Origin of the sequence: Pseudomonas donghuensis, assembly GCF_000259195.1 — a bacterium.
GTDB classification, from domain to species: Bacteria; Pseudomonadota; Gammaproteobacteria; order Pseudomonadales; family Pseudomonadaceae; genus Aquipseudomonas; species Aquipseudomonas donghuensis.
The window spans coordinates 56619-75479 of record NZ_JH650769.1 but is presented as its reverse complement, the minus strand read 5'-3'; the positions used below and the strand labels follow the sequence as shown (position 1 = coordinate 75479).

Sequence of the window (18861 nt, the reverse complement as noted above, 5' to 3'; positions counted from 1 at the left end):
CGCCAGGACGACGCCAGCCTCAAGGCTACCCTCAAGGATGGCCGCGAACTGGTGGCCGACTGTGTGTTCTACGCCACCGGCCGGCGGCCGATGCTCGACAACCTGGGCCTGGAAAACACCGGCGTCGAACTCGACCCGCGTGGGTTTATCCGTGTCGATGACCTGTACCAGACCACCGCGCCGTCGATCCTGGCCATTGGCGATGTGATCGGCCGGGTGCAACTGACCCCGGTGGCCCTGGCCGAAGGCATGGCCGTGGCCCGGCGCCTGTTCAAGCCAGAGCAGTACCGCCCGGTGGATTACCAGAACATCCCCACCGCAGTGTTCAGCCAGCCGCCGATCGGCACCGTTGGCCTGACCGAAGAGCAGGCGCTGGAACAGGGCTACCAGGTGCAGATCTTCGAGAGCCGCTTCCGGCCGATGAAGCTGACCCTGACCGAGGTGCAGGAAAAGACCCTGATGAAGCTGGTGGTCGACGCCGACACCGACCGTGTGCTGGGTTGCCACATGGTTGGCCCGGACGCCGGCGAGATCATCCAGGGCCTGGGCATCGCCCTCAAGGCCGGGGCGACCAAGCAGCAGTTCGACGAGACCATTGGCGTGCACCCCACGGCGGCCGAAGAGTTCGTCACCTTGCGTACGCCTTCGCGTTAAGCGGCGTACGCTATCGCCGGCAAGGCCGGCTCCCACAGGTACAGGTACAACTGGCTTTGTGGGAGCTGGCTTGCCAGCGATAGGCTGCACAGCAGCCTCAGTATCATTCCCTTCTATTAATATCCCCGCCTTATAGCCAAAACCAATCACCAACATGAGCTTTGCCAATGAGCATTAATCCAATGCATTGGCTACGATTCTCCCATCAGTTTTTTCAACCCCCTGAAGGAGCGTCACTCATGCCTATCATCAACAGCCAGGTCAAACCGTTCAAAGCTACCGCTTACCACCAGGGCAAGTTCGTCGAAGTCTCGGATGCCGATCTGAAAGGCAAATGGTCCGTGGTGTTCTTCTACCCGGCCGACTTCACCTTCGTCTGCCCGACCGAGCTGGGCGACCTGGCCGACAACTACGCGCAGTTCAAAGACCTGGGCGTGGAAATCTACGGCGTGTCCACCGACACCCACTTCACCCACAAAGCCTGGCACGACACCTCGGACACCATCGGCAAGATCCAGTACCCGCTGATCGGTGACCCGACCCACGTCATCTCGCGCAACTTCGACGTGCTGATCGAAGAAGCCGGCATCGCTGACCGTGGCACCTTCGTGATCAACCCTGAAGGCCAGATCAAGATCGTCGAACTCAACGACGGTGGTGTAGGCCGTGACGCCAGCGAGCTGCTGCGCAAGGTCAAAGCTGCCCAGTACGTTGCCGCCCACCCAGGCGAAGTCTGCCCGGCCAAGTGGAAAGAAGGCGAAGCGACCCTGGCGCCATCGCTGGACCTGGTCGGCAAGATCTAAGACCGTGAGCCAGCCGAGGGCGGTGGTCTACCGCACCTGACGTTGTCACCGCCCCGCAAAACGCCCGGGCGCTTTCGCCCGGGCGTTGTTATTTCTACCGTTTGAAAAAGGAATCGCCCGTATGTTGGACGCCACGCTTAAAACTCAGTTGAAAGCCTACCTGGAGCGGGTCACTCAGCCGATCGAGATCGTCGCTTCCCTCGATGACGGCGCGAAGTCCCGCGAATTGCGCGACCTGCTGGTGGAAATCGCCGGCCTGTCGAACCTGATTACCCTGCGTGAAGATGGCAGCGACGCCCGTCGTCCGTCGTTCTCGCTGAACCGCCCGGGCGCTGACATCAGCCTGCGCTTTGCCGGCATCCCCATGGGCCACGAATTCACCTCGCTGGTGCTCGCCCTGCTGCAGGTCGGCGGTCATCCGTCCAAGGCCAGCGCCGAGGTGATCGAGCAGATCAGCGCGCTCAAGGGTGAATTCAACTTTGAAACCTACTTCTCGCTGTCGTGCCAGAACTGCCCGGACGTGGTCCAGGCGCTGAACCTGATGGCGGTGCTCAACCCCAGTATTCGCCACGTCGCCATCGACGGTGCGCTGTTCCAGGCCGAAGTCGAGAGCCGTAAGGTCATGGCCGTGCCCAGCGTCTACCTCAACGGCGAAGTGTTCGGCCAGGGCCGCATGGGCCTGGAAGAGATCCTCGCCAAGCTCGACACCAGCGCCGGTGAGCGCCAGGCCGAGAAGATCAACGCCAAGGATGCCTTTGACGTGCTGGTCGTTGGTGGTGGCCCGGCCGGCGCCGCAGCGGCGATCTATGCCGCGCGCAAAGGCATCCGCACTGGCGTTGCCGCCGAGCGTTTCGGCGGCCAGGTGCTCGACACCATGGCCATCGAGAACTTCATCTCGGTGCAGGAAACCGAAGGGCCGAAGCTGGCCATGGCCCTTGAGGAACACGTCAAGCAGTACGACGTCGACATCATCAACCTGCAGCGCGGTGAAGCGCTGATCCCGGCCACCGACGGCGGCCTGCACGAAGTGCGCCTGGCCAGCGGTGCCTCGCTCAAGGCCAAGACCGTGATCCTCGCCACCGGTGCGCGCTGGCGCGAAATGAACGTGCCGGGCGAGCAGCAATACCGCAGCCGCGGCGTTGCCTATTGCCCGCACTGCGATGGCCCGCTGTTCAAGGGCAAGCGGGTGGCGGTGATCGGTGGCGGTAACTCGGGTGTGGAAGCGGCCATTGACCTGGCCGGTATCGTCGCCCAGGTGACCCTGATCGAGTTCGACAGCCAGTTGCGTGCCGACGCGGTGCTGCAGCGCAAGCTGCACAGCCTGCCGAACGTGAAGGTGATCACCAGTGCGCTGACCACCGAAGTGCTCGGTGACGGCGAGAAGGTCAACGGCCTGCGCTACAAGGACCGCAACAGCGATGAGCTGCATGACCTCGCGCTGGAGGGGATCTTCGTGCAGATCGGCCTGCTGCCCAACACCGACTGGCTCAAAGGCACGGTCGAACTGACCCCGCGCGGCGAGATCATCGTCGATGCCCGCGGCCAGACCAACCTGCCGGGCGTGTTCGCGGCCGGTGACGTGACCACCGTGCCGTACAAGCAGATCGTGATTGCCGTGGGCGAGGGCGCCAAGGCTTCGTTGGCGGCCTTTGATCACCTGATCCGCACCTCGGCGCCAGCCTGACCGGCCTCTTCGCGGGGCAAGCCCGCTCCTACATGTAGGAGCGGGCTTGCCCGGCGATGGCTTCAATGTGCTCCGGCAGCCTTGTTCAGGTCACTTTCCGCCCACTGGGTATACACGCAAGCATCCGCCACCGCCCAGCGTACCTTCACCGTATCGCCCGGCTGCATCGGCATCCCCGCCGCTGACAAGGCCTTGACCGTCATCGCCGTACCGCCCGCGGTCACCACGCTGCAGGTCTGGCTCTCGCCTAGAAACAAGACTTCCCCGACCTTGGCCGTCACCTCGTTCCAGCCCGCCGGCAATGCCTCGCGCGCCACTTGCTCGACACTCAGGGCCAGGGCTTTTTCCGGGCGCACCATCAACAGCACCTCCTGCCCCTCGGCCAGCCCCGGGGTAAGACGCATCGCCAGCGGCTGCCCTTCGAAACTCGCCGCGCCGTTGCCATGGGCCTTGATCCGCAAGAAGTTGGAGTTGCCCAGAAACGAGGCGACAAAGGCATTCGGCGGATTCTGGTAGAGGTCGTAACCGCTGCCCAGGCCGACGATCTTGCCGTGGCTGAAAATGGCGATGCGCTGGGACAGGCGCATGGCTTCTTCCTGGTCGTGGGTGACGTAGACGATGGTGATGCCCAGGCGCCGGTGCAGTTGGCGCAGTTCATCTTGCAGGTCTTCACGCAGTTTTTTATCCAGCGCCCCCAGCGGTTCGTCCATCAGCAGGATGCGGGGTTCATAGACCAGCGCCCGGGCAATCGCCACCCGCTGTTGCTGGCCGCCGGACAACTGCGCCGGGCGACGGTGGGCGAAGCTGTCCAGTTGCACCAGCTTGAGCATGGCATCGACCTGCTTGTCGCGTTCGGCGGCGCTGCGTTTGCGGATGGCCAGGGGGAAGGCGATGTTGTCGCGCACCGACAGGTGCGGGAACAGCGAGTAACGCTGGAACACCATGCCGATATCGCGCTTGTGCGGCGGCACGTTGACCAGGGAGGCGCCATTGACCAGGATCTCGCCGCTGCTCGGCGTCTCGAAGCCGGCGAGCATCGACAGGGTGGTGCTCTTGCCTGAGCCGCTGGAGCCGAGGAAGGTGAGGAATTCACCGTCCTGGATGTCCAGGCTGATGTCGTCCACGGCGGCAAAATCGCCGTAGTGCTTGTTCAGGTTGCGCAGGCTGACCAGGGTCCTGGCCGGTTGCTTGTCGTTGAGGACTGCACTCATCTTGTTGTTCTCCAGGCGCTCAGGCGCTGACCGGGTTGCGCCGGCGCAGAGCGGCGGCAATCATCATCACCAGCACCGACAGGCCGATCAGCAGCGTCGAAGCGACGGCGATCACCGGGGTCAGGTCCTGGCGCAGGGTGGTCCACATTTTTACCGGCAGGGTCTGCAGGTTGGGGCTGGCCATCATCACGCTGAGCACCACCTCGTCCCACGACACCAGGAAGGCGAACAGCGCGCCGGCGATCATCCCCGGGCGAATCGCCGGGAAGGTCACCTTGACGATAGCCTGCAGGCGCGAGGCGCCGCAGATCACCGCGGCGTCTTCGATCGACTGGTCGAACAGCTTCAGCGAGTTGATGATCGAGATGATGGTAAAGGGCAGGGCGACGATCACGTGGCTGACCACGAAGGCAAACAGCGTGCCGGTGTAGCCGAGCTTGAGGAACAGCGCGTACACCGCCACGGCGATGATCACCAGCGGTACGATCATCGGCAGGGTGAACAGGCCGTAGAGCATCTCCCGGCCAGGGAAGCGCCCGCGCACCAGGGCAAAGGCGCTGGGCAGGCCCAGGGCCACGGCAAACACCGTGGTCAGCAGCGCGACCTTGAGGCTGGCCAGGGCCGCTTCCATCCACTCGGCGTTGGAGAAGAACTGCTCGTACCACTTCAGCGTCCAGCCCGGTGGCGGGAACACCAGCCACTGCGACGAGCCGAACGACAGCAGGACGATGAACACGATCGGCAGCAGCAACAACAGCGCGATCACCCCGGTGGTGGTGTACAGGCCGAAGCGCAGGCGCCGGCTCATGGCATTGGGCGTCAGGAGCATCTTGGCTTACCTCGCGTTACTGTTGCCGACCGGGGATTCCGGTTGCAGCTTCAGGTAGAAGTAGAACAGCACCAGGGTGATGGCGATCAGCAACGCGGCAGCGGCACTGGCCAGGCCCCAGTTGAGGAACGACTGCACCTGCTGGACGATGAACTCGGGCAGCATCATGTTCTGCGCGCCACCGAGCAGCGCCGGGGTCACGTAATAACCCAGGGACATGACGAACACCATCAAGGCCCCGGAAAACAGCCCGGAACGGCACAGCGGCAGGAACACCTTGAAGAAGTTGCTCCAGGGGCTGGCGCCACAGATGGAACCGGCCTGCAGCACCATCGGATCGATGGCCTGCATGGTCGCCTGCAGCGGCAGGACGATGAACGGGATCATGATGTAGCTCATGCCGATCACCACGCCGGTGAGGTTGTGCACCATCTCCAGCGGCGCATCGATGATGCCGAGGGCCATCAGTGCCTTGTTGATCACCCCCGAGGCCTGCAGCAGCACCAGCCAGGAGTAGGTGCGGGCCAGCAGGCTGGTCCACATCGACAGCAGCACGATGTTCAGCAGCCAGCGGCCCCAGCCGCGCGGCACCAGGGTGATCGCCCAGGCCAGGGGGAAGCCCAGCAGCACGCTGATCAGGGTCACCAGGCCGGCCACCGAGAAAGTGTTGAACAGCACCCGGGCGTAGGCCGAGTTGGCGAACAATTGCTCGTAGTTGCCCAGGCCCGGGACGGGTTCGAGCACGCCACGCAGCAGCAGGCTGATCAGCGGCGCGAAAAAAAACAGGCCAAGGAACAGCAGGGCCGGCAGCAGGTTACGCCTGCCGCGCCAGCGTTCACGCAGGGGGGGTGTGTGCTTCATCGCTGCTCCCTTGGCGCCGGTCGCAGCGCCGGACGGGGCTTGCAGGGCATTGATGGCGACTTTCATTTGACCAGCCACTCATTCCAGCGGGTGGCGATGGCCGGGCCGTTCTTGGCCCAGTAAGCGAAATCGAGGGTCACCTGATCCTGAGCGTAGGCGGTCGGCAGGTTGGGCGCGAGCTCGGGCTTGAGCAGGCTGATGCTGTCGAGGTTGACCGGGGCATAGGCGGTGAGGTTGGCAAAGTCGGCCTGGCCCTGGGCGCCGCTGGCATTGGCCAGGAATTTCATCGCCGCATCCTTGTTTTTCGCGCCCTTGGGGATGACCAGAAAATCGGCCATGACCAGGTTCTGCTTCCAGCTCACCCCGACCGGTGCGCCATCTTGCTGCAGGGCGTAGACCCGGCCGTTCCAGAACTGGCCCAGGCTTGCCTCACCGGAAGCCAGCAGTTGCTGCGATTGCGCACCACCGCCCCACCAGACGATGTCTTTCTTGATGGTGTCGAGCTTCTTGAAGGCGCGGTCCAGGTCCAGCGGGTAGAGCTTGTCGGCAGTGACGCCGTCGGCCAGCAGGGCCAGTTCGAGCACGCCGGGGCTTGGCCACTTGTACAGGGCGCGTTTGCCGGGGTAGGTCTTGGTGTCGAACAGCGCAGTCCAATCTTGTGGCTTGTTGGCGCCGAGCTTGCCTTCGTTGTAGCCGAGGACGAAGGAGAAGAAGAACGATCCTACACCGTGATCGGAGACGAAACGCGGATCGAGGCGATCACGCTTGATGGTGGTGAAGTCCAGCGGTTCGAGCAGACCTTCGCTTGCCGCACGCAGGGCGAAATCCGCTTCGACATCGACCACATCCCACTGCACGTTGCCGCTTTCGACCATGGCCTTGAGCTTGCCATAGTCGGTGGGGCCGTCCTGGACCACGCGGATTTTGCTGCTGGCACTGAAGGGCTCGGCCCACGCCTGCTTCTGCGCATCCTGGGTGGTACCGCCCCAGCTGACGAAGTTCAGGCTGTTGGCGGCCAGGGCCCCCTGGCAGGTCAATGTCAGCAGGCTGGCAGCCAGCACTGCGCTTGCGCGTTTGGAGAACAGCATAGGTACGCCCTCGTTTCTTGTGTTTTGAGCGGGCTTTGTGTTGCCCGCCTTGTAGTGGGGAGCATCAACAGGTATTTCGGTCTACGGGATGTCATATTATGGTATTCCAAACTTTTGACAAGAGGCTGCAGGCTACCGGCTATCACCCGGCGCCGGTTCGCGGGCGCAGATGCCCGAGACAGAGCCTTCGCGGTCTACCGTCTATAGTGAAGTAATGTGTTTCAGCGAGAGCCATTGCCATGCAGTTGATCAGTCGCGAACCCTGGTGGCGCAATCCGCCCAAGCCCGGTCAGCATGAACAGGACCTGGAATGGGGCTATCTGGAGATCTACAAGGATGGCCGGACGGTGTTCGTCGAGCAGCGCCCTACTGACAAGGAGCTGGCCGAGCGCAAGAGTTGCCGCAATTTCCCCGAGGCGCAGGACTAGCCCGTGGGAGCTGGCTTGCCAGCGATGAGGCCAGCCCAGTCAATGCAGCAAGTGTTGGCTGGACTACGACCGCTTCGCGCTCGATCGCGGGCAAGCCCGCTCCCACAGGTTCGGTGGTGTTATCGGCATTGGTGCGGCTATGCGCTGAACGGGATGCTCTGCACCACTTCCAGGTCATAGCCGGTGAGGCCGGCGTATTTCAGTGGCGGGCCCAGGTGACGCAGCTTGCCCACGCCCAGGTCCTGGAGAATCTGCGCGCCGGTACCCACTTCTGAGTAGCTGCGCGATTGCCCGCGCGGGTCAGCACGCCGCCTTCGCGGGCGCGTAAAGGGAAGATATGCCCCGGCTGCACCAGGTCCTCGGCGCGGGCACCGGGCGCCACGGCAGCCGCGACCGTACAGGCGCGGTCGGCGGCAGAGATGCCAGTGGTGACCCCACGCGCCGCCTCGATCGACACGGTAAAGGCGGTGCTGAAGGCGCTGCCATTGGCCGGCACCATCTGCTCAAGGCCCAGGCGCTGGCAGTGCTCGTCGGTCAGGGTCAGACAGATCAGGCCACGGGCTTCGCGAGCCATGAAGCTGATGGTCTGGGCGTCGCAGCGTTCAGCGGCGATCAGCAGGTCGCCTTCGTTCTCGCGGTCTTCGTCGTCCACCAGCAAGACCATCTTGCCCTGGCGGTAGTCCTCGAGGATGTCTTCGATGCTGTTGAAGGGCATTGCGGCGTACTCGCTATCTGAGGTAAATTTCATGGTATACCATAATACAGATAAACCTTGAGCGGGAGCGTGCGATGAAGGCTTACTGGATTGCCCATGTGGATGTGACCGACCCCGCGCAATATCAGCAATACACCCAGCGGGCGCCGGCGGCCTTTGCCGCGTTTGGCGGCACGTTGCTGGCCCGCGGTGGGCGCAGCGAGGCGCTGGAGGGCAGGACGACGCCGCAGCGCAGCGTGGTGATCGAGTTCGAATCCTATGAGCGGGCGCTGGCGTGTTATCGGTCGGATGAATATCAGCAGGCGTGCGCGTTCAGGCAGGGGGTGGCGAGGGCCGAGGTGATTATTGTCGAGGGGGTGTGAGGGCAGGGCAAAGCATCGCGGGGCAAGTCGAGTCGTCGCACCGCCGCGCCCACTGTGCCGAGTTCGTCATCGCATGGGGCTAAAGCGATCAAGTCGGCGCGCCTGGGCTTAGGGCAGGCTGATCAGTCAGCCCAAGGAGATGACCATGACCCGACTGACCCTGTCCGAAGCCCATTCACTTGCCTATTCAATCCTCTTGCACAATGGCTTTGGCGCCGACCACGCCCAGGCGGTGAGCGACACCATCGTCGCTGGCGAACGCGATGGCTGCGCATCCCATGGCCTGTACCGGGTACTGGGCTGCGTCAGTTCGCTCAAGGCCGGTAAGGTGGTCGCCGATGCACGCCCCGACGTCATTGACCAGGCGCCCTCGATCGTGCGCGTGGACGCCGGCGGCGGGTTTTCCCAACTGGCGTTCCAGGCCGGCTTGCCGGTGTTGCAAGCCAAGGCCCGCAGCAACGGCATCGCGGCCCTGGCGATTAACCGCTGTGTGCACTTTTCCGCGTTGTGGGTCGAGATCGAGCAACTGGCCGAGGCCGGCCTGGTCGCCCTGGCGTTCACCCCCAGCCATGCCTGGGTCGCACCTGCCGGTGGGCATCGGCCGGTGTTCGGCACCAATCCCATCGCCTTCGGCTGGCCGCGGGCGGGCAAGCCTCCTTACGTATTCGACTTCGCCACCAGCGCCATCGCCCGCGGTGACATCGAACTGCATCGGCGTGCGGGCCAGGCCATTCCCGTAGGCTGGGGTGTCGACGAGCACGGCCAGCCCAGCACCGACCCCAATGTGGTCCTGGACCGTGGCGCGATGCTGACCTTCGGCGGGCACAAGGGCTCGGCGCTGGCGGCGATGGTCGAGCTGATTGCCGGTCCCTTGATCGGTGACTTGACCAGTGCCGAATCCTTGGCCCATGCCGACGGCAGCAAAGCCTCGCCCTACCACGGCGAATTGCTGATCGCCCTGGACCCGCGCAGGTTCCTGGGCGATGCCGCCGATCAGCACCTGGCCCGCGCCGAAGCGGTATTCGAGAGCATTGAAGGGCAGGGCGCGCGGCTGCCGTCTGCGCGCCGTTATGCAGCACGCGCGCGCAGCCTGGTGGAGGGCGTGGAGATTCCGCAGGCCCTGTACAACGATCTCAGGGCGCTGCTGGCCTGAGCCCCTGTAGGAGCGGCGGTGCGGCGACCCTACAAGGCGGCGCTGCTGCTCCGGCCGTCAACCAGGCGAGCGATGCCCAGCGGGTTGGCGTCCTGCAGTGCCGGTGGTAACAGCGCATCCGGGCAGTTCTGGTAACACACCGGGCGCAGGAAGCGCTCGATGGCCAGGCTGCCGACCGAGGTCCCGCGGGCATCCGAGGTGGCCGGGTACGGCCCGCCATGCACCATCGCATCACAGACTTCGACGCCGGTCGGGTAACCGTTGAACAGCACCCGGCCGACCTTCTGTTCCAGCAGCGGCAGCAGCTCGGCGTGGGCCTGCAGGTCCGCGGCTTCGGCGATCAGGGTGGCGGTGAGCTGACCGTGCAGGCCGTTCAAGGCCTGCTGCAGTTGGCCGCTGTCGGCCACCTCGACCAGCACGGTAGCCGGCCCGAAAACCTCTTCCTGCAACAGCGCATCACCCTCGAGCAACAGGCTCACATCCGCCTTGAACAGCTGCGGCTGCGCCTGGTTGCCCTGTTGCGCACGCCCCGCCAAGTGGCTGATGCCAGGATGAGCGAGCAGCGCCTCGACGCCCTTGCGGTAACTGGCGAGGGTGCCGGCATTGAGCATGGTTTGTGCCGGTTGCTCGGCCAGTTGCGCCGTCAGTTGTTCGGTAAAGGCACTGAATGCCTGTGAGCGCAGGCCGATGACCAGCCCCGGATTGGTACAGAACTGTCCGCAGCCGAGCACCACCGAGGCGGCCAGCTCGCGGGCAATCTGCTCGCTACGCTGGGCCAGTGCCTGGGGCAGTACCAGCACCGGGTTGATGCTGCTCATTTCGGCGAATACCGGGATCGGTTGCGCCCGCGCCGCCGCCATGTCGCATAGCGCACGGCCGCCCTTGAGCGAGCCGGTAAAGCCCACGGCCTGGATGGCCGGGTGCTTGACCAGTGCTTCGCCGACGCCGGCGCCGTAGATCATGTTGAACACGCCCTTGGGCATGCCGGTGAGTTCGGCCGCGCGGATGATCGCGTCGGCGACCCGTTCGGCCGTGGCCATGTGGCCGCTGTGGGCTTTGAACACCACCGGGCAGCCGGCGGCCAGCGCGGCGGCCGTGTCGCCACCGGCTGTGGAAAAGGCCAGCGGAAAGTTGCTGGCGCCGAACACGGCGACCGGGCCGACGCCCAGGCGATACTGGCGCAGGTCGGCGCGTGGCAGCGGTTGGCGATCCGGTTGCGCGCGGTCGATCCGCGCGCCGAGAAAATCACCCCGGCGCAGCACCTGGGCGAACAGGCGCATCTGCGCACTGGTGCGCCCGCGCTCACCGAGGATCCGGGCAGCGGGCAGCGCCGTTTCGCGGGTCACCAGCGCGATGAAATCATCCCCCAGGGCTTCCAGTTGTGCGGCGATGGCCTCAAGAAACTGCGCTCGCCGCTCTGGTGACAGGCTGCGCAACACCGGGTAAGCGTGCGCCGCCGCCTTGGCGGCGGCATCCACTTCTTCGGCGGTTGCCTGGTGGAATTGATACGGCAAGGCCTCGCCGCTGACCGCGTCGTGGCTCTGCAGGGTGAGGGTGCCAGCGGCGCTGCGTGCACCGCCGATGTAATTGTGGCCAATGATATCCGGCATGGAACACTCCTGAAAAAGGGTGGGATCAGGCCAGCGAACTGCCCTGGCGAACAGGCGCAGCTTGCCCGGCAGCGATACGCGCGGCGGCTTCGGCGTCTACCTGGTGCAGCGACGTGCCGCGGGTCTCGCGGGTCAGGCCGACGGCGACGATCGAGATCAGCGCAGCGCCGACCAGGTACCAGGCGATCGGCGTCGAGCTGTGGAACTCATTGAGCAGGCTGATGGCGATCAGCGGCGCCAGGGAACCGGCAAAAATCGGTGCCACCTGGTAGCACAGCGACAGGGCGGTGTAGCGCACATGGGTCGGGAACAGCTCGGCCATCAGCGCGGAGTAGGGCGCATAGGTCATCGACTCGATGGCCAGGCCCAGGGTGATCGCGGCCATGATCAGCCAGTTGTTGCCGGTGTCCATCAGCGGGAAGCCGACGAAGCCCCAGAACGCGGTGAGCACCGCGCCGGTCAGGTACACCGGCTTGCGCCCGACCAGGTCGGACAGGTAACCCATCAGCGGGATCATGAAGAAGTGCAGCAGGTGCGCGCCGAACATCAGCAGGAGGATCTGCGAGGTGTCCTTGTGCACCACCAGCTTGAGGTAGGTGATGGAGAAGGTCACCACGGTGTAGTAGAGAATGTTCTCGGCAAAGCGCGCGCCGATCCCCACCAGCACCGCGCGCCAGTGATGGCGCAAGACTTCGACCACGCCCAGTTGTTGCTCGGCTTTCTGCGCCTGGCGGGCCTGGGCCTCCTTGAAGATTGGCGCGTCGTCGACACTGGTGCGGATCCAGTAGCCGATCAGCACCACCACCGCCGAGAACCAGAAGGCCACACGCCAGCCCCAGGCCAGGAACTGCTCTTCCGAGAGGTTGCTCGACAACAGCAGCAAGGCGACGGTCGCCACCAGGTTGCCGGCCGGCACCCCGGCCTGCGGCCAGCTGGCCCAGAAGCCACGGCGGTTGTCCGGGCAGTGCTCGGACACCAGCAGGATGGCGCCCCCCCATTCGCCGCCGAAGGCGAAACCCTGGATCAGCCGCAGCAGCACCAGCAACACCGGCGCGGCATAACCGATACTGTCGAAGCCCGGCAGGCAGCCCATCAGGAAGGTGGTGATGCCGACCACCACCAGGCTCAGTTGCAGCAAGCGCTTGCGGCCGAACTTGTCACCGTAGTGACCAAACACCAGACCGCCCAGCGGGCGGGCGAGAAAGCCCACGGCATAGAGGGCGAAGGCGGCGATGATGCCGTCGACGGGGCTGTCGGTCTGGCGGAAGAACAGTTGGCCGAAGACCAGTGCCGAGGCGGTACCGTAGAGGAAAAATTCATACCATTCGGCGACGGTACCGGCCATGGCCGCGGCCACGACACGTTTCAATCCCGAAGGGGTGGTTGCGCTGGAAGGGTGACTGGACATGCTGGCATTTCCTGTATGGGCGCAAAACAGGCAGGCCGGTCTCCACGACGGAGCCGGCCCGGCAATCACTCAGAGGCCGACGTCCGGCAGCTGCGGACGGTTGGCCAGAGCCTTGGCCATGATCTGCTCGACGTAGACGCGATCCGCTTCCGGCAGGGCCAGACGTGGCGGACGGGTCAGCGCACTGCCGCGACCGGCGATGGCTTCGCACAACTTGATGCACTGCACCAGGTCGGCGCGCGCATCCAGGTGCAGGATCGGCATCAGCCACTCATAGATCGGCATGGCCTCGGCGAAGCGCCCGGCCTTGGCCAGGCGGAAGATCGTCTCGCCCTCTTTGGGGAACACGTTGGACATGCCCGAGACCCAGCCCTGGGCACCGACGGCGATGCTTTCCAGGACCACGTCGTCCAGGCCCGCGAACAGCACGAAGCGATCGCCCACTTCATTGCGCACGTCGATGAAGCGGCGGGTGTCGCCGGAGGAGTCCTTGAAGCACACCACGTTGTCGCAGTCGGCCAGGGAAATCAGGATGTCCGGGGTGACGTCGTTTTTGTAGATCGGCGGGTTGTTGTAGACCATCAGCGGCACGTCGGTGTGCTTGGCCACGTAACGGTAGTGCTCGGCGGTTTCGAAAGGCTTGGAGCCATAGACCAGCGCCGGCATCAGCATCACGCCGTCGACGCCGACTTGGCGCACCGCGTTGGCCACCTTGGCGGCCTGCACGCTGGTGAACTCGGCCACGCCGCAGATTACCGGAACCCGGCCGCGGGAGGCATCGACGGCGACCTCGGTGACGGCGATTTTCTCTTCGGCACTCAGCGAGGTGTTCTCACCCACCGAACCACAGACCACCAGGCCCGAGACGCCGTCGCGGATCACGTTGGAAATCACCTCGTGGGTCTTTTCCAGGTTGATCGAGAAGTCGTCGTTGAATTGAGTGGTGACCGCAGGGAAGACGCCGCTCCAGTTTACGTACTTGCTCATGGTGTTCTCCGGTTGTTTATTGTATTTCGTATACGATATTTCAAGTGATTCGAGTGGACCAGCGTTTTTTCACGGCTGTGGCTGATCGGTTTTCAAGGGTGTTTCGAAATCAAGGGGTTAGGCTTCAGGCACCGGGCCAGGTGTCCGACAACCGGTAGCCTTGTGGCCAGGGATCGCTCGGATCGAGCAGCAACTGATGGGTGCCGGTGATCCAGGCACGGCCGGAAATGCACGGGTAGATGGCCGGGCGACCGGCGATTTCGGTCAGTGATTCGATACGGCAGTCGAACTGCGAACCGATGATCGAGCGGCCGATGAAACGCTCGCCGACCTTCATCAGGCCTTTGGCCTGCAGCACCGCCATGCGCGCCGAGCAGCCGGTGCCGCAGGGCGAGCGGTCGATCTTGCCGGGGCGGATGACCACGGCGTTGGCGCCGCTGGCGACGCCGTCCTGGTACTCGACGGGCGCGGCGATCTGGCAGAAGGAAATGTGCGCCCAGTCCGGGTTCAGCGGGTGGCTGAAACCCAGTTGTTCGTTGGCGGCGCGGGTGATCTTGAGGCCGATCTCGACGATGTCCTTGGCTTCGTCGGGGCGTATCGCAAAGCCCAGTTGCCGGGCATCGGCAATGACGAAGCTGTCGCCGCCATAGGCGGTGTCGACCTGCAGCGAACCGTGGCCTTCGACCTCGATCCAGGCGTCGAGGCGGTCGGCGAAGGAGGGCACGTTCTTCACTTCCACCCGCTCTACCTTGCCGTCGCGGCATTGGGCGACGGCCTCGATCAGGCCGCCGGGGGCCTCGAGCACCAGGCGCGTTTCGGGCTCGGTCATTGGCAGGATGCCGCTGTCGAGCAGCACGGTGGACACGCACAGCGAGTTGGAACCGGACATCGGCGGGGTGTCGGCCGGCTCCATGATGATCCAGGCCATTTGCGCGCGCGGGTCCTTGGGCGGGACCAGCAGGTTGACGTGGCGGAACACGCCGCCGCGCGGCTCGTTGAGGACGAAGTTGCGCAGGGTCTGGTCTGCGGCGATCCAGCGCGATTGCTCCCAGACGGTGGCGCCGGGGGGCGGGGCGACGCCGCCAACGATGACGTCGCCGACTTCGCCTTCGGCGTGGCAGTTGACGATGTGGATGATCTTGGATGAACGCATTCACAGGACTCCTTGTGTTGTTAGGGCAGGCCTCATCGCGGGGCAAGCCCGCTCCTACAAAGATCCCTGTAGGAGCGGGCTTGCCCCGCGATGCTTCTATTTCACCGACTTCAAGAACGCCGCGGTCTCCGGCTGCAACGGGTTGCCGATCACCTGGTCCGGCGAGCCGATTTCGTGCACCAGGCCGTTGCGGAAGAACGCCACCCGGTCCGACACATCCCGGGCAAAACGTATCTCGTGGGTCACCAGGACCATGGTCATGCCGTCCTCGGCCAGCATGCGCATGGTGTCGAGCACCTCACCTACCAGCTGCGGGTCGAGCGCCGAGGTGGCCTCGTCGAACAGCATGTAGTCCGGCGACATCGCCAGCGCCCGGGCAATCGCCATGCGCTGTTGCTGCCCGCCGGACAGTTTGCCGGGGAAGGTCTTGAGCTTGTCGCCCAGGCCCACGTGGGTCAGTTGTTTCACTGCCAGCGCCTCGGCGTCTTCCTTGTTCTTGCCGAGCACCTTGCGCGGCGCGAGCATGACGTTTTCCAGCACCGTCAGGTGCGGGAAGGCGTTCCACTGCTGGAACACGATGCCGATCTTCTGGCGCAGGCGGTTGAGGTCCGTGGCCCGGTGGTGGACCTCGACGCCGTCGACGCGGATGTTGCCTTTCTGGATCGGCTCCAGGCCATTGATGCACATCAGCAAGGTCGACTTGCCCGAGCCCGAGCCGCCGATGATCGACACCACCTCGCCCTTGTCCACGGTCAGGCTCACGCCCTTGACCACTTCGAGGTCGCCGAAGGATTTATGTACGTTCTCGATCTCAATCATTTTCCTGCCACCTTCTTTCCAGACGGGCGCCCAGGCGGGCAACCACCAGGCTCATGACGTAGTAGATGAGGCCCGCGATGCACAGCACCAGCAGGGGTTCCTGAATCCGCGTAACGATGGTCTGCGAGGCGCGCAGCAGTTCGACGATGCCGATCCACATCACCAGCGCCGTGTCTTTCATCACCCCCAGGACCAGGTTCAGCCAGCCGGGAAACGCCACCCGGGTGGCCATCGGCAGGACGATCCAGCGCAGGTCCTGCAGGTAGCTCATGCCCAGCGAACGGCTGGCCCGGCGCACGCTCAGCGACACCGCCAGCACACCGCCACGGACGATCTCGGTGAAGTACGCAGCGGTGTAGACGCCGAGCACGATGCAGCCGACGCTGAAGGCGCTGATGTCGAGCCCGACGATGCTCTTGAACGAGTTGAACAACACGAACTGGATCAGCAGCGGCACGCTGCGAAACACATCCAGCACCCACGCCAGCGGCAGGCTGAGCCGTGGCCACAGGGCCCGGGCCAGGCCGAACAGCAGCCCGGCGAAGGTGCCCAGGAGAATGGCCCAGAAGGTCAGCTGCAAGGTGATGCGCGCCCCGTCGAGCAGGAACACCAAGTCGTTCCAGGTAAAACCGGTGGAAAACATGCCGAGCTCCTCAGTAACGGAACAGCCGCCAGGCCATCAGCCGGGCCAGCGCGACGATCGCCTTGGCAATCACGTAGTACAGCGCCGCCGCCAGGGCGAAGTATTCGAAGGTGCGGAAGGTTTTGACGTTGTAGTCCTGGGTCACGCCGGTCAGGTCGTTGTTCAGACCGACGATCACCCCCAGCGACGTCATCAGCACCGCCCAGACCATCTGGTTGGTCAAGGGGTAGAACACCACCCGCAGCAGTTGCGGGATGACGATCATCCGGTAGGTCTGGAAGGCACTCATGCCCAGCGAGCGCGCCGCGCGCACCTGCGTGGTTGGCACGGCCTTGAGGCCGCCGCGAAAGTTCTCAGCCAGGTACCCCGCGTTGTTGAAGGTGATTCCCGCCAGCAGGGCGATCCAGGAACTGACGTGCAGGCCCAGGGAGCCGAGGCCGAAGTACAGGATGTAGATCTGGAACAGCGAGGGCGTGTTGCGCGCGATCGACACCCAGCCGTTGGCAAAGCCGCGCAGCAGCGGCTGCTTGCCTTCGCGCATCACGGTCAGGGCCAGGGCGATCAGCACCCCGAAGATCATCGACAGCGCGGCGGTCTCGAAGGTGACCCAGGCGCCGGCCAGCATGTCTGGCAATGCGCGCAGTGCCGAGCGCCACTGGAAGGTGTAGTCAAACATGCGCGGGGTCCTCCTTGCAGGCAGCCGGTTGCAGCCAGGCCGGCAAGCGGCCGCTGGCCTGGCCGCTGCAGGCCGACTCGACGCATTCGGCGAGGCTGGCGAAATGCACCGGGCGACCGGCCAGGCCCGGCCCGTAGTGGGCATATTTGCCGGAGTTGGTCATCAGCGTGCGCGCCGCTGACGGGATCACCGGTTCACCGAGCATGCACCAGCAGGTGTCGGTCACCAGCGTTACACCGAAGCGCTCAAGCCCGGCGATCAGCCCGGCGGCGCGGGCCTGTTCGAGCACCGCGCGGCCGCAGGTGATGGCCACGACCACCTCCGGGTGCTTGTGCCGGCCTCGGCACAGCTGCGCGAGCGCGGCGAATTCGCTGAAGGAGAAATGCGGGTTGCCCAGCGACACCACATCCACCCGCGCCTCGCGGGCGCTGTTGAGCGCGCGCCAGCTGTGCAGCAGGCCCTTCAGTTCAATACGCTCGCTGGGCAGGCTGGCGTCAGGTTCGAGTACCTGCGCCGGGTCCAGCGCTTCGGGGGTGACCCCGGCGATATGAAACAGCGGCGCCGCCGAGGTGGTGGCAAAGGCGGCGCCGAAGGCCTTGAGGTCGTCCAGGCTCGGCTGCGCCTGCTCCAGCCCGCGCACCAGGGGAATCCGCGAGCCGGCCAGGGCGCCGATGTGATAGCCGAGCAGCGGATAGAAGCTGTCGTCCAGCGCCTCCAGCGCCGGCACCTGCACAATCAGCCGGGCCTTGCGCTGACTGTCCAGGTGACAACCGATGCGCGGCGCGCGGCCGGTCAGGGCGATGCAGATATCGAGGTAGTCGGGGTACTTGAGGGTGCGCGCGCCGAGGACGCTGTTGGCGTAGACCACTGCATTGGATTCGGCCCAGACGATCTGTTCGCCCTGGGTCGGCGCGCTGTCCAGCAGGTAAGGCGCGCAGGTGAAGCTCATCTGCGCGCCCATGGCCATGTAGGCATCGCCCAGGGCGCTGGCCGGCTCGCCCAGCGCCGGGTCGATGCCCAGCTCGCGCCAGCGGCGCTGGTCGACCGAGATGGCGTTGAGCGTGGTCGGCACCCGCACCTTCGCGCCCCAGCGCAGCAGTTGCTCGGCAAAACCGAGGCTGGCGGGGCCGGTGTAGATGCAGCCGTCGATATGGGCTTGGGTCACGTCCAGCAACTGCTCGGCGCCTTGCAGCTCGGCCATGCGCAGCACGATCTGCATCGCCATCTGCGCAGCCTTGCCGTGGCTGCCGTCGAGCAGCGCCTGGTCCTGTGCTTCCAGGCTAAGGCGGGTGGTGAAAGGCTGGCCGTCCTGGGCAGGCGGCGCGGCCTGCCAGTGATCGCCTGGCGCCTGGGCATACAGGCTCAGGCGATCGCCTTCGACCCGCGCCCAGCCTTCACTGCGCAAGCCGGCGAAGGCCTCCTTGCCGATGCACAGCACCGGCAGGGAGCGCTGGAACAGGGTCTGCGCGACCAGCACGCCGAGGGTCAGGATCTCGTCGGCTTCGGCCAGCACCAGTGCCGCCGGTGCGTGGCCGTTGCTGATCAGCTCCATCATCACGCTGCTGCCGGTGCACGAGCCGCGCCCGCTGGGAATCGCCAGCACGCGCCCGGCGATGCGCTGGCCGCTGAGTGGATGATGACGGTCGATGACTTCGCCGCTGCAGGCGTCAACCCCGCCCCAGAAGCTCAACCCGGTATCGGCGAACAACAATGGGCCCTGGGCCGCGCCCTCGACCAGGCTGCGCCCGGTCAGGGCAATGGGTGTGCTGGTCATGCT

At 64.9% G+C, this 18861-nt stretch carries 18 protein-coding genes and 1 pseudogene; 6 read left to right on the top strand and 13 right to left on the bottom strand.

Going from position 1 to position 18861, the window contains the following annotated elements; all coding sequences use genetic code 11:
- From UW3_RS29695 to ahpF, 3 genes are all read left to right on the top strand, one after another.
- On the top strand, positions 1-654 hold a 654-nt coding region (locus tag UW3_RS29695), incomplete at its 5' end, for an FAD-dependent oxidoreductase (RefSeq protein WP_010223912.1).
- Between the two features lie 239 nt (positions 655-893).
- Positions 894-1457 (top strand): alkyl hydroperoxide reductase subunit C, encoded by a 564-nt coding sequence (ahpC, locus tag UW3_RS0117215; RefSeq protein WP_010223911.1) that lies wholly within the window; start codon positions 894-896, stop codon positions 1455-1457.
- 121 nt (positions 1458-1578) lie between these two features.
- Complete coding sequence (ahpF, locus tag UW3_RS0117210; protein WP_010223909.1) at positions 1579-3141, top strand: alkyl hydroperoxide reductase subunit F; 1563 nt, start codon at positions 1579-1581, stop codon at positions 3139-3141.
- Between the two features lie 62 nt (positions 3142-3203).
- Here ahpF and UW3_RS0117205 read toward each other — a convergent pair whose 3' ends face one another.
- From UW3_RS0117205 to UW3_RS0117190, 4 genes are read right to left on the bottom strand one after another with little or no spacing between them, the layout of a single operon-like run.
- On the bottom strand, positions 3204-4352 hold the full coding sequence (locus UW3_RS0117205) for an ABC transporter ATP-binding protein (RefSeq protein WP_010223906.1): 1149 nt from the start codon (positions 4350-4352) through the stop codon (positions 3204-3206).
- A gap of 19 nt (positions 4353-4371) precedes the next feature.
- On the bottom strand, positions 4372-5181 hold the full coding sequence (locus tag UW3_RS0117200) for an ABC transporter permease (protein ID WP_010223904.1): 810 nt from the start codon (positions 5179-5181) through the stop codon (positions 4372-4374).
- A 6-nt stretch (positions 5182-5187) separates the two neighbouring features.
- A complete protein-coding gene (locus UW3_RS0117195) occupies positions 5188-6108 on the bottom strand; it encodes an ABC transporter permease (protein ID WP_010223902.1) in 921 nt (306 codons plus the stop codon).
- The gene (locus UW3_RS0117190; protein WP_010223900.1) at positions 6105-7130 is read right to left on the bottom strand and encodes an ABC transporter substrate-binding protein; all 1026 of its coding nucleotides are present in this window, start codon (positions 7128-7130) and stop codon (positions 6105-6107) included. The genes UW3_RS0117195 and UW3_RS0117190 overlap by 4 nt, the downstream gene beginning before the upstream one ends.
- A 239-nt stretch (positions 7131-7369) precedes the next feature.
- Between UW3_RS0117190 and UW3_RS0117185 the strand changes: the two genes are divergently transcribed.
- The gene (locus UW3_RS0117185; protein ID WP_010223898.1) at positions 7370-7558 is read left to right on the top strand and encodes a hypothetical protein; all 189 of its coding nucleotides are present in this window, start codon (positions 7370-7372) and stop codon (positions 7556-7558) included.
- A gap of 137 nt (positions 7559-7695) precedes the next feature.
- Here the strand turns inward: UW3_RS0117185 and UW3_RS27165 are convergent.
- Positions 7696-8273, bottom strand: a pseudogene (locus tag UW3_RS27165) (3,4-dihydroxy-2-butanone-4-phosphate synthase).
- A 74-nt stretch (positions 8274-8347) separates the two neighbouring features.
- Between UW3_RS27165 and UW3_RS0117175 the strand changes: the two are divergent.
- Entirely contained in the window at positions 8348-8635 is a 288-nt protein-coding gene (locus UW3_RS0117175) for a DUF1330 domain-containing protein (protein WP_010223892.1), read from the top strand.
- Positions 8636-8780: 145 nt separating this feature from the next.
- Positions 8781-9788 carry an Ldh family oxidoreductase gene (locus UW3_RS0117170; RefSeq protein WP_010223890.1) on the top strand — a complete coding sequence of 336 codons (1008 nt, stop codon included), beginning with the start codon at positions 8781-8783 and terminating at the stop codon, positions 9786-9788.
- Positions 9789-9817: 29 nt separating this feature from the next.
- Here UW3_RS0117170 and UW3_RS0117165 read toward each other — a convergent pair whose 3' ends face one another.
- The 8 genes from UW3_RS0117165 to lhpI form a co-directional block, all read right to left on the bottom strand.
- On the bottom strand, positions 9818-11398 hold the full coding sequence (locus UW3_RS0117165; protein ID WP_010223889.1) for an aldehyde dehydrogenase (NADP(+)): 1581 nt from the start codon (positions 11396-11398) through the stop codon (positions 9818-9820).
- A 25-nt stretch (positions 11399-11423) separates the two neighbouring features.
- The gene (gene abaF / locus UW3_RS0117160; RefSeq protein WP_026001381.1) at positions 11424-12806 is read right to left on the bottom strand and encodes a fosfomycin efflux MFS transporter AbaF; all 1383 of its coding nucleotides are present in this window, start codon (positions 12804-12806) and stop codon (positions 11424-11426) included.
- Between the two features lie 69 nt (positions 12807-12875).
- Positions 12876-13793, bottom strand: coding sequence for a dihydrodipicolinate synthase family protein (locus tag UW3_RS0117155; RefSeq protein ID WP_010223887.1), 918 nt, complete (start codon positions 13791-13793; stop codon positions 12876-12878).
- 124 nt (positions 13794-13917) lie between these two features.
- Complete coding sequence (locus tag UW3_RS0117150; RefSeq protein ID WP_010223886.1) at positions 13918-14946, bottom strand: trans-3-hydroxy-L-proline dehydratase; 1029 nt, start codon at positions 14944-14946, stop codon at positions 13918-13920.
- Positions 14947-15042: 96 nt separating this feature from the next.
- Positions 15043-15765 carry an amino acid ABC transporter ATP-binding protein gene (locus tag UW3_RS0117145; protein ID WP_010223885.1) on the bottom strand — a complete coding sequence of 241 codons (723 nt, stop codon included), beginning with the start codon at positions 15763-15765 and terminating at the stop codon, positions 15043-15045.
- Entirely contained in the window at positions 15758-16408 is a 651-nt protein-coding gene (locus UW3_RS0117140; RefSeq protein ID WP_010223884.1) for an amino acid ABC transporter permease, read from the bottom strand. Before UW3_RS0117140 ends, UW3_RS0117145 begins: the two co-directional genes overlap by 8 nt.
- 10 nt (positions 16409-16418) lie before the next feature.
- Positions 16419-17084 carry an amino acid ABC transporter permease gene (locus UW3_RS0117135; protein ID WP_010223883.1) on the bottom strand — a complete coding sequence of 222 codons (666 nt, stop codon included), beginning with the start codon at positions 17082-17084 and terminating at the stop codon, positions 16419-16421.
- Positions 17077-18858: a cis-3-hydroxy-L-proline dehydratase gene (lhpI, locus tag UW3_RS0117130; RefSeq protein WP_010223882.1), complete on the bottom strand. Its 1782-nt coding sequence runs from the start codon at positions 18856-18858 to the stop codon at positions 17077-17079. The genes UW3_RS0117135 and lhpI overlap by 8 nt, the downstream gene beginning before the upstream one ends.
- Positions 18859-18861: the final 3 nt, after the last annotated feature.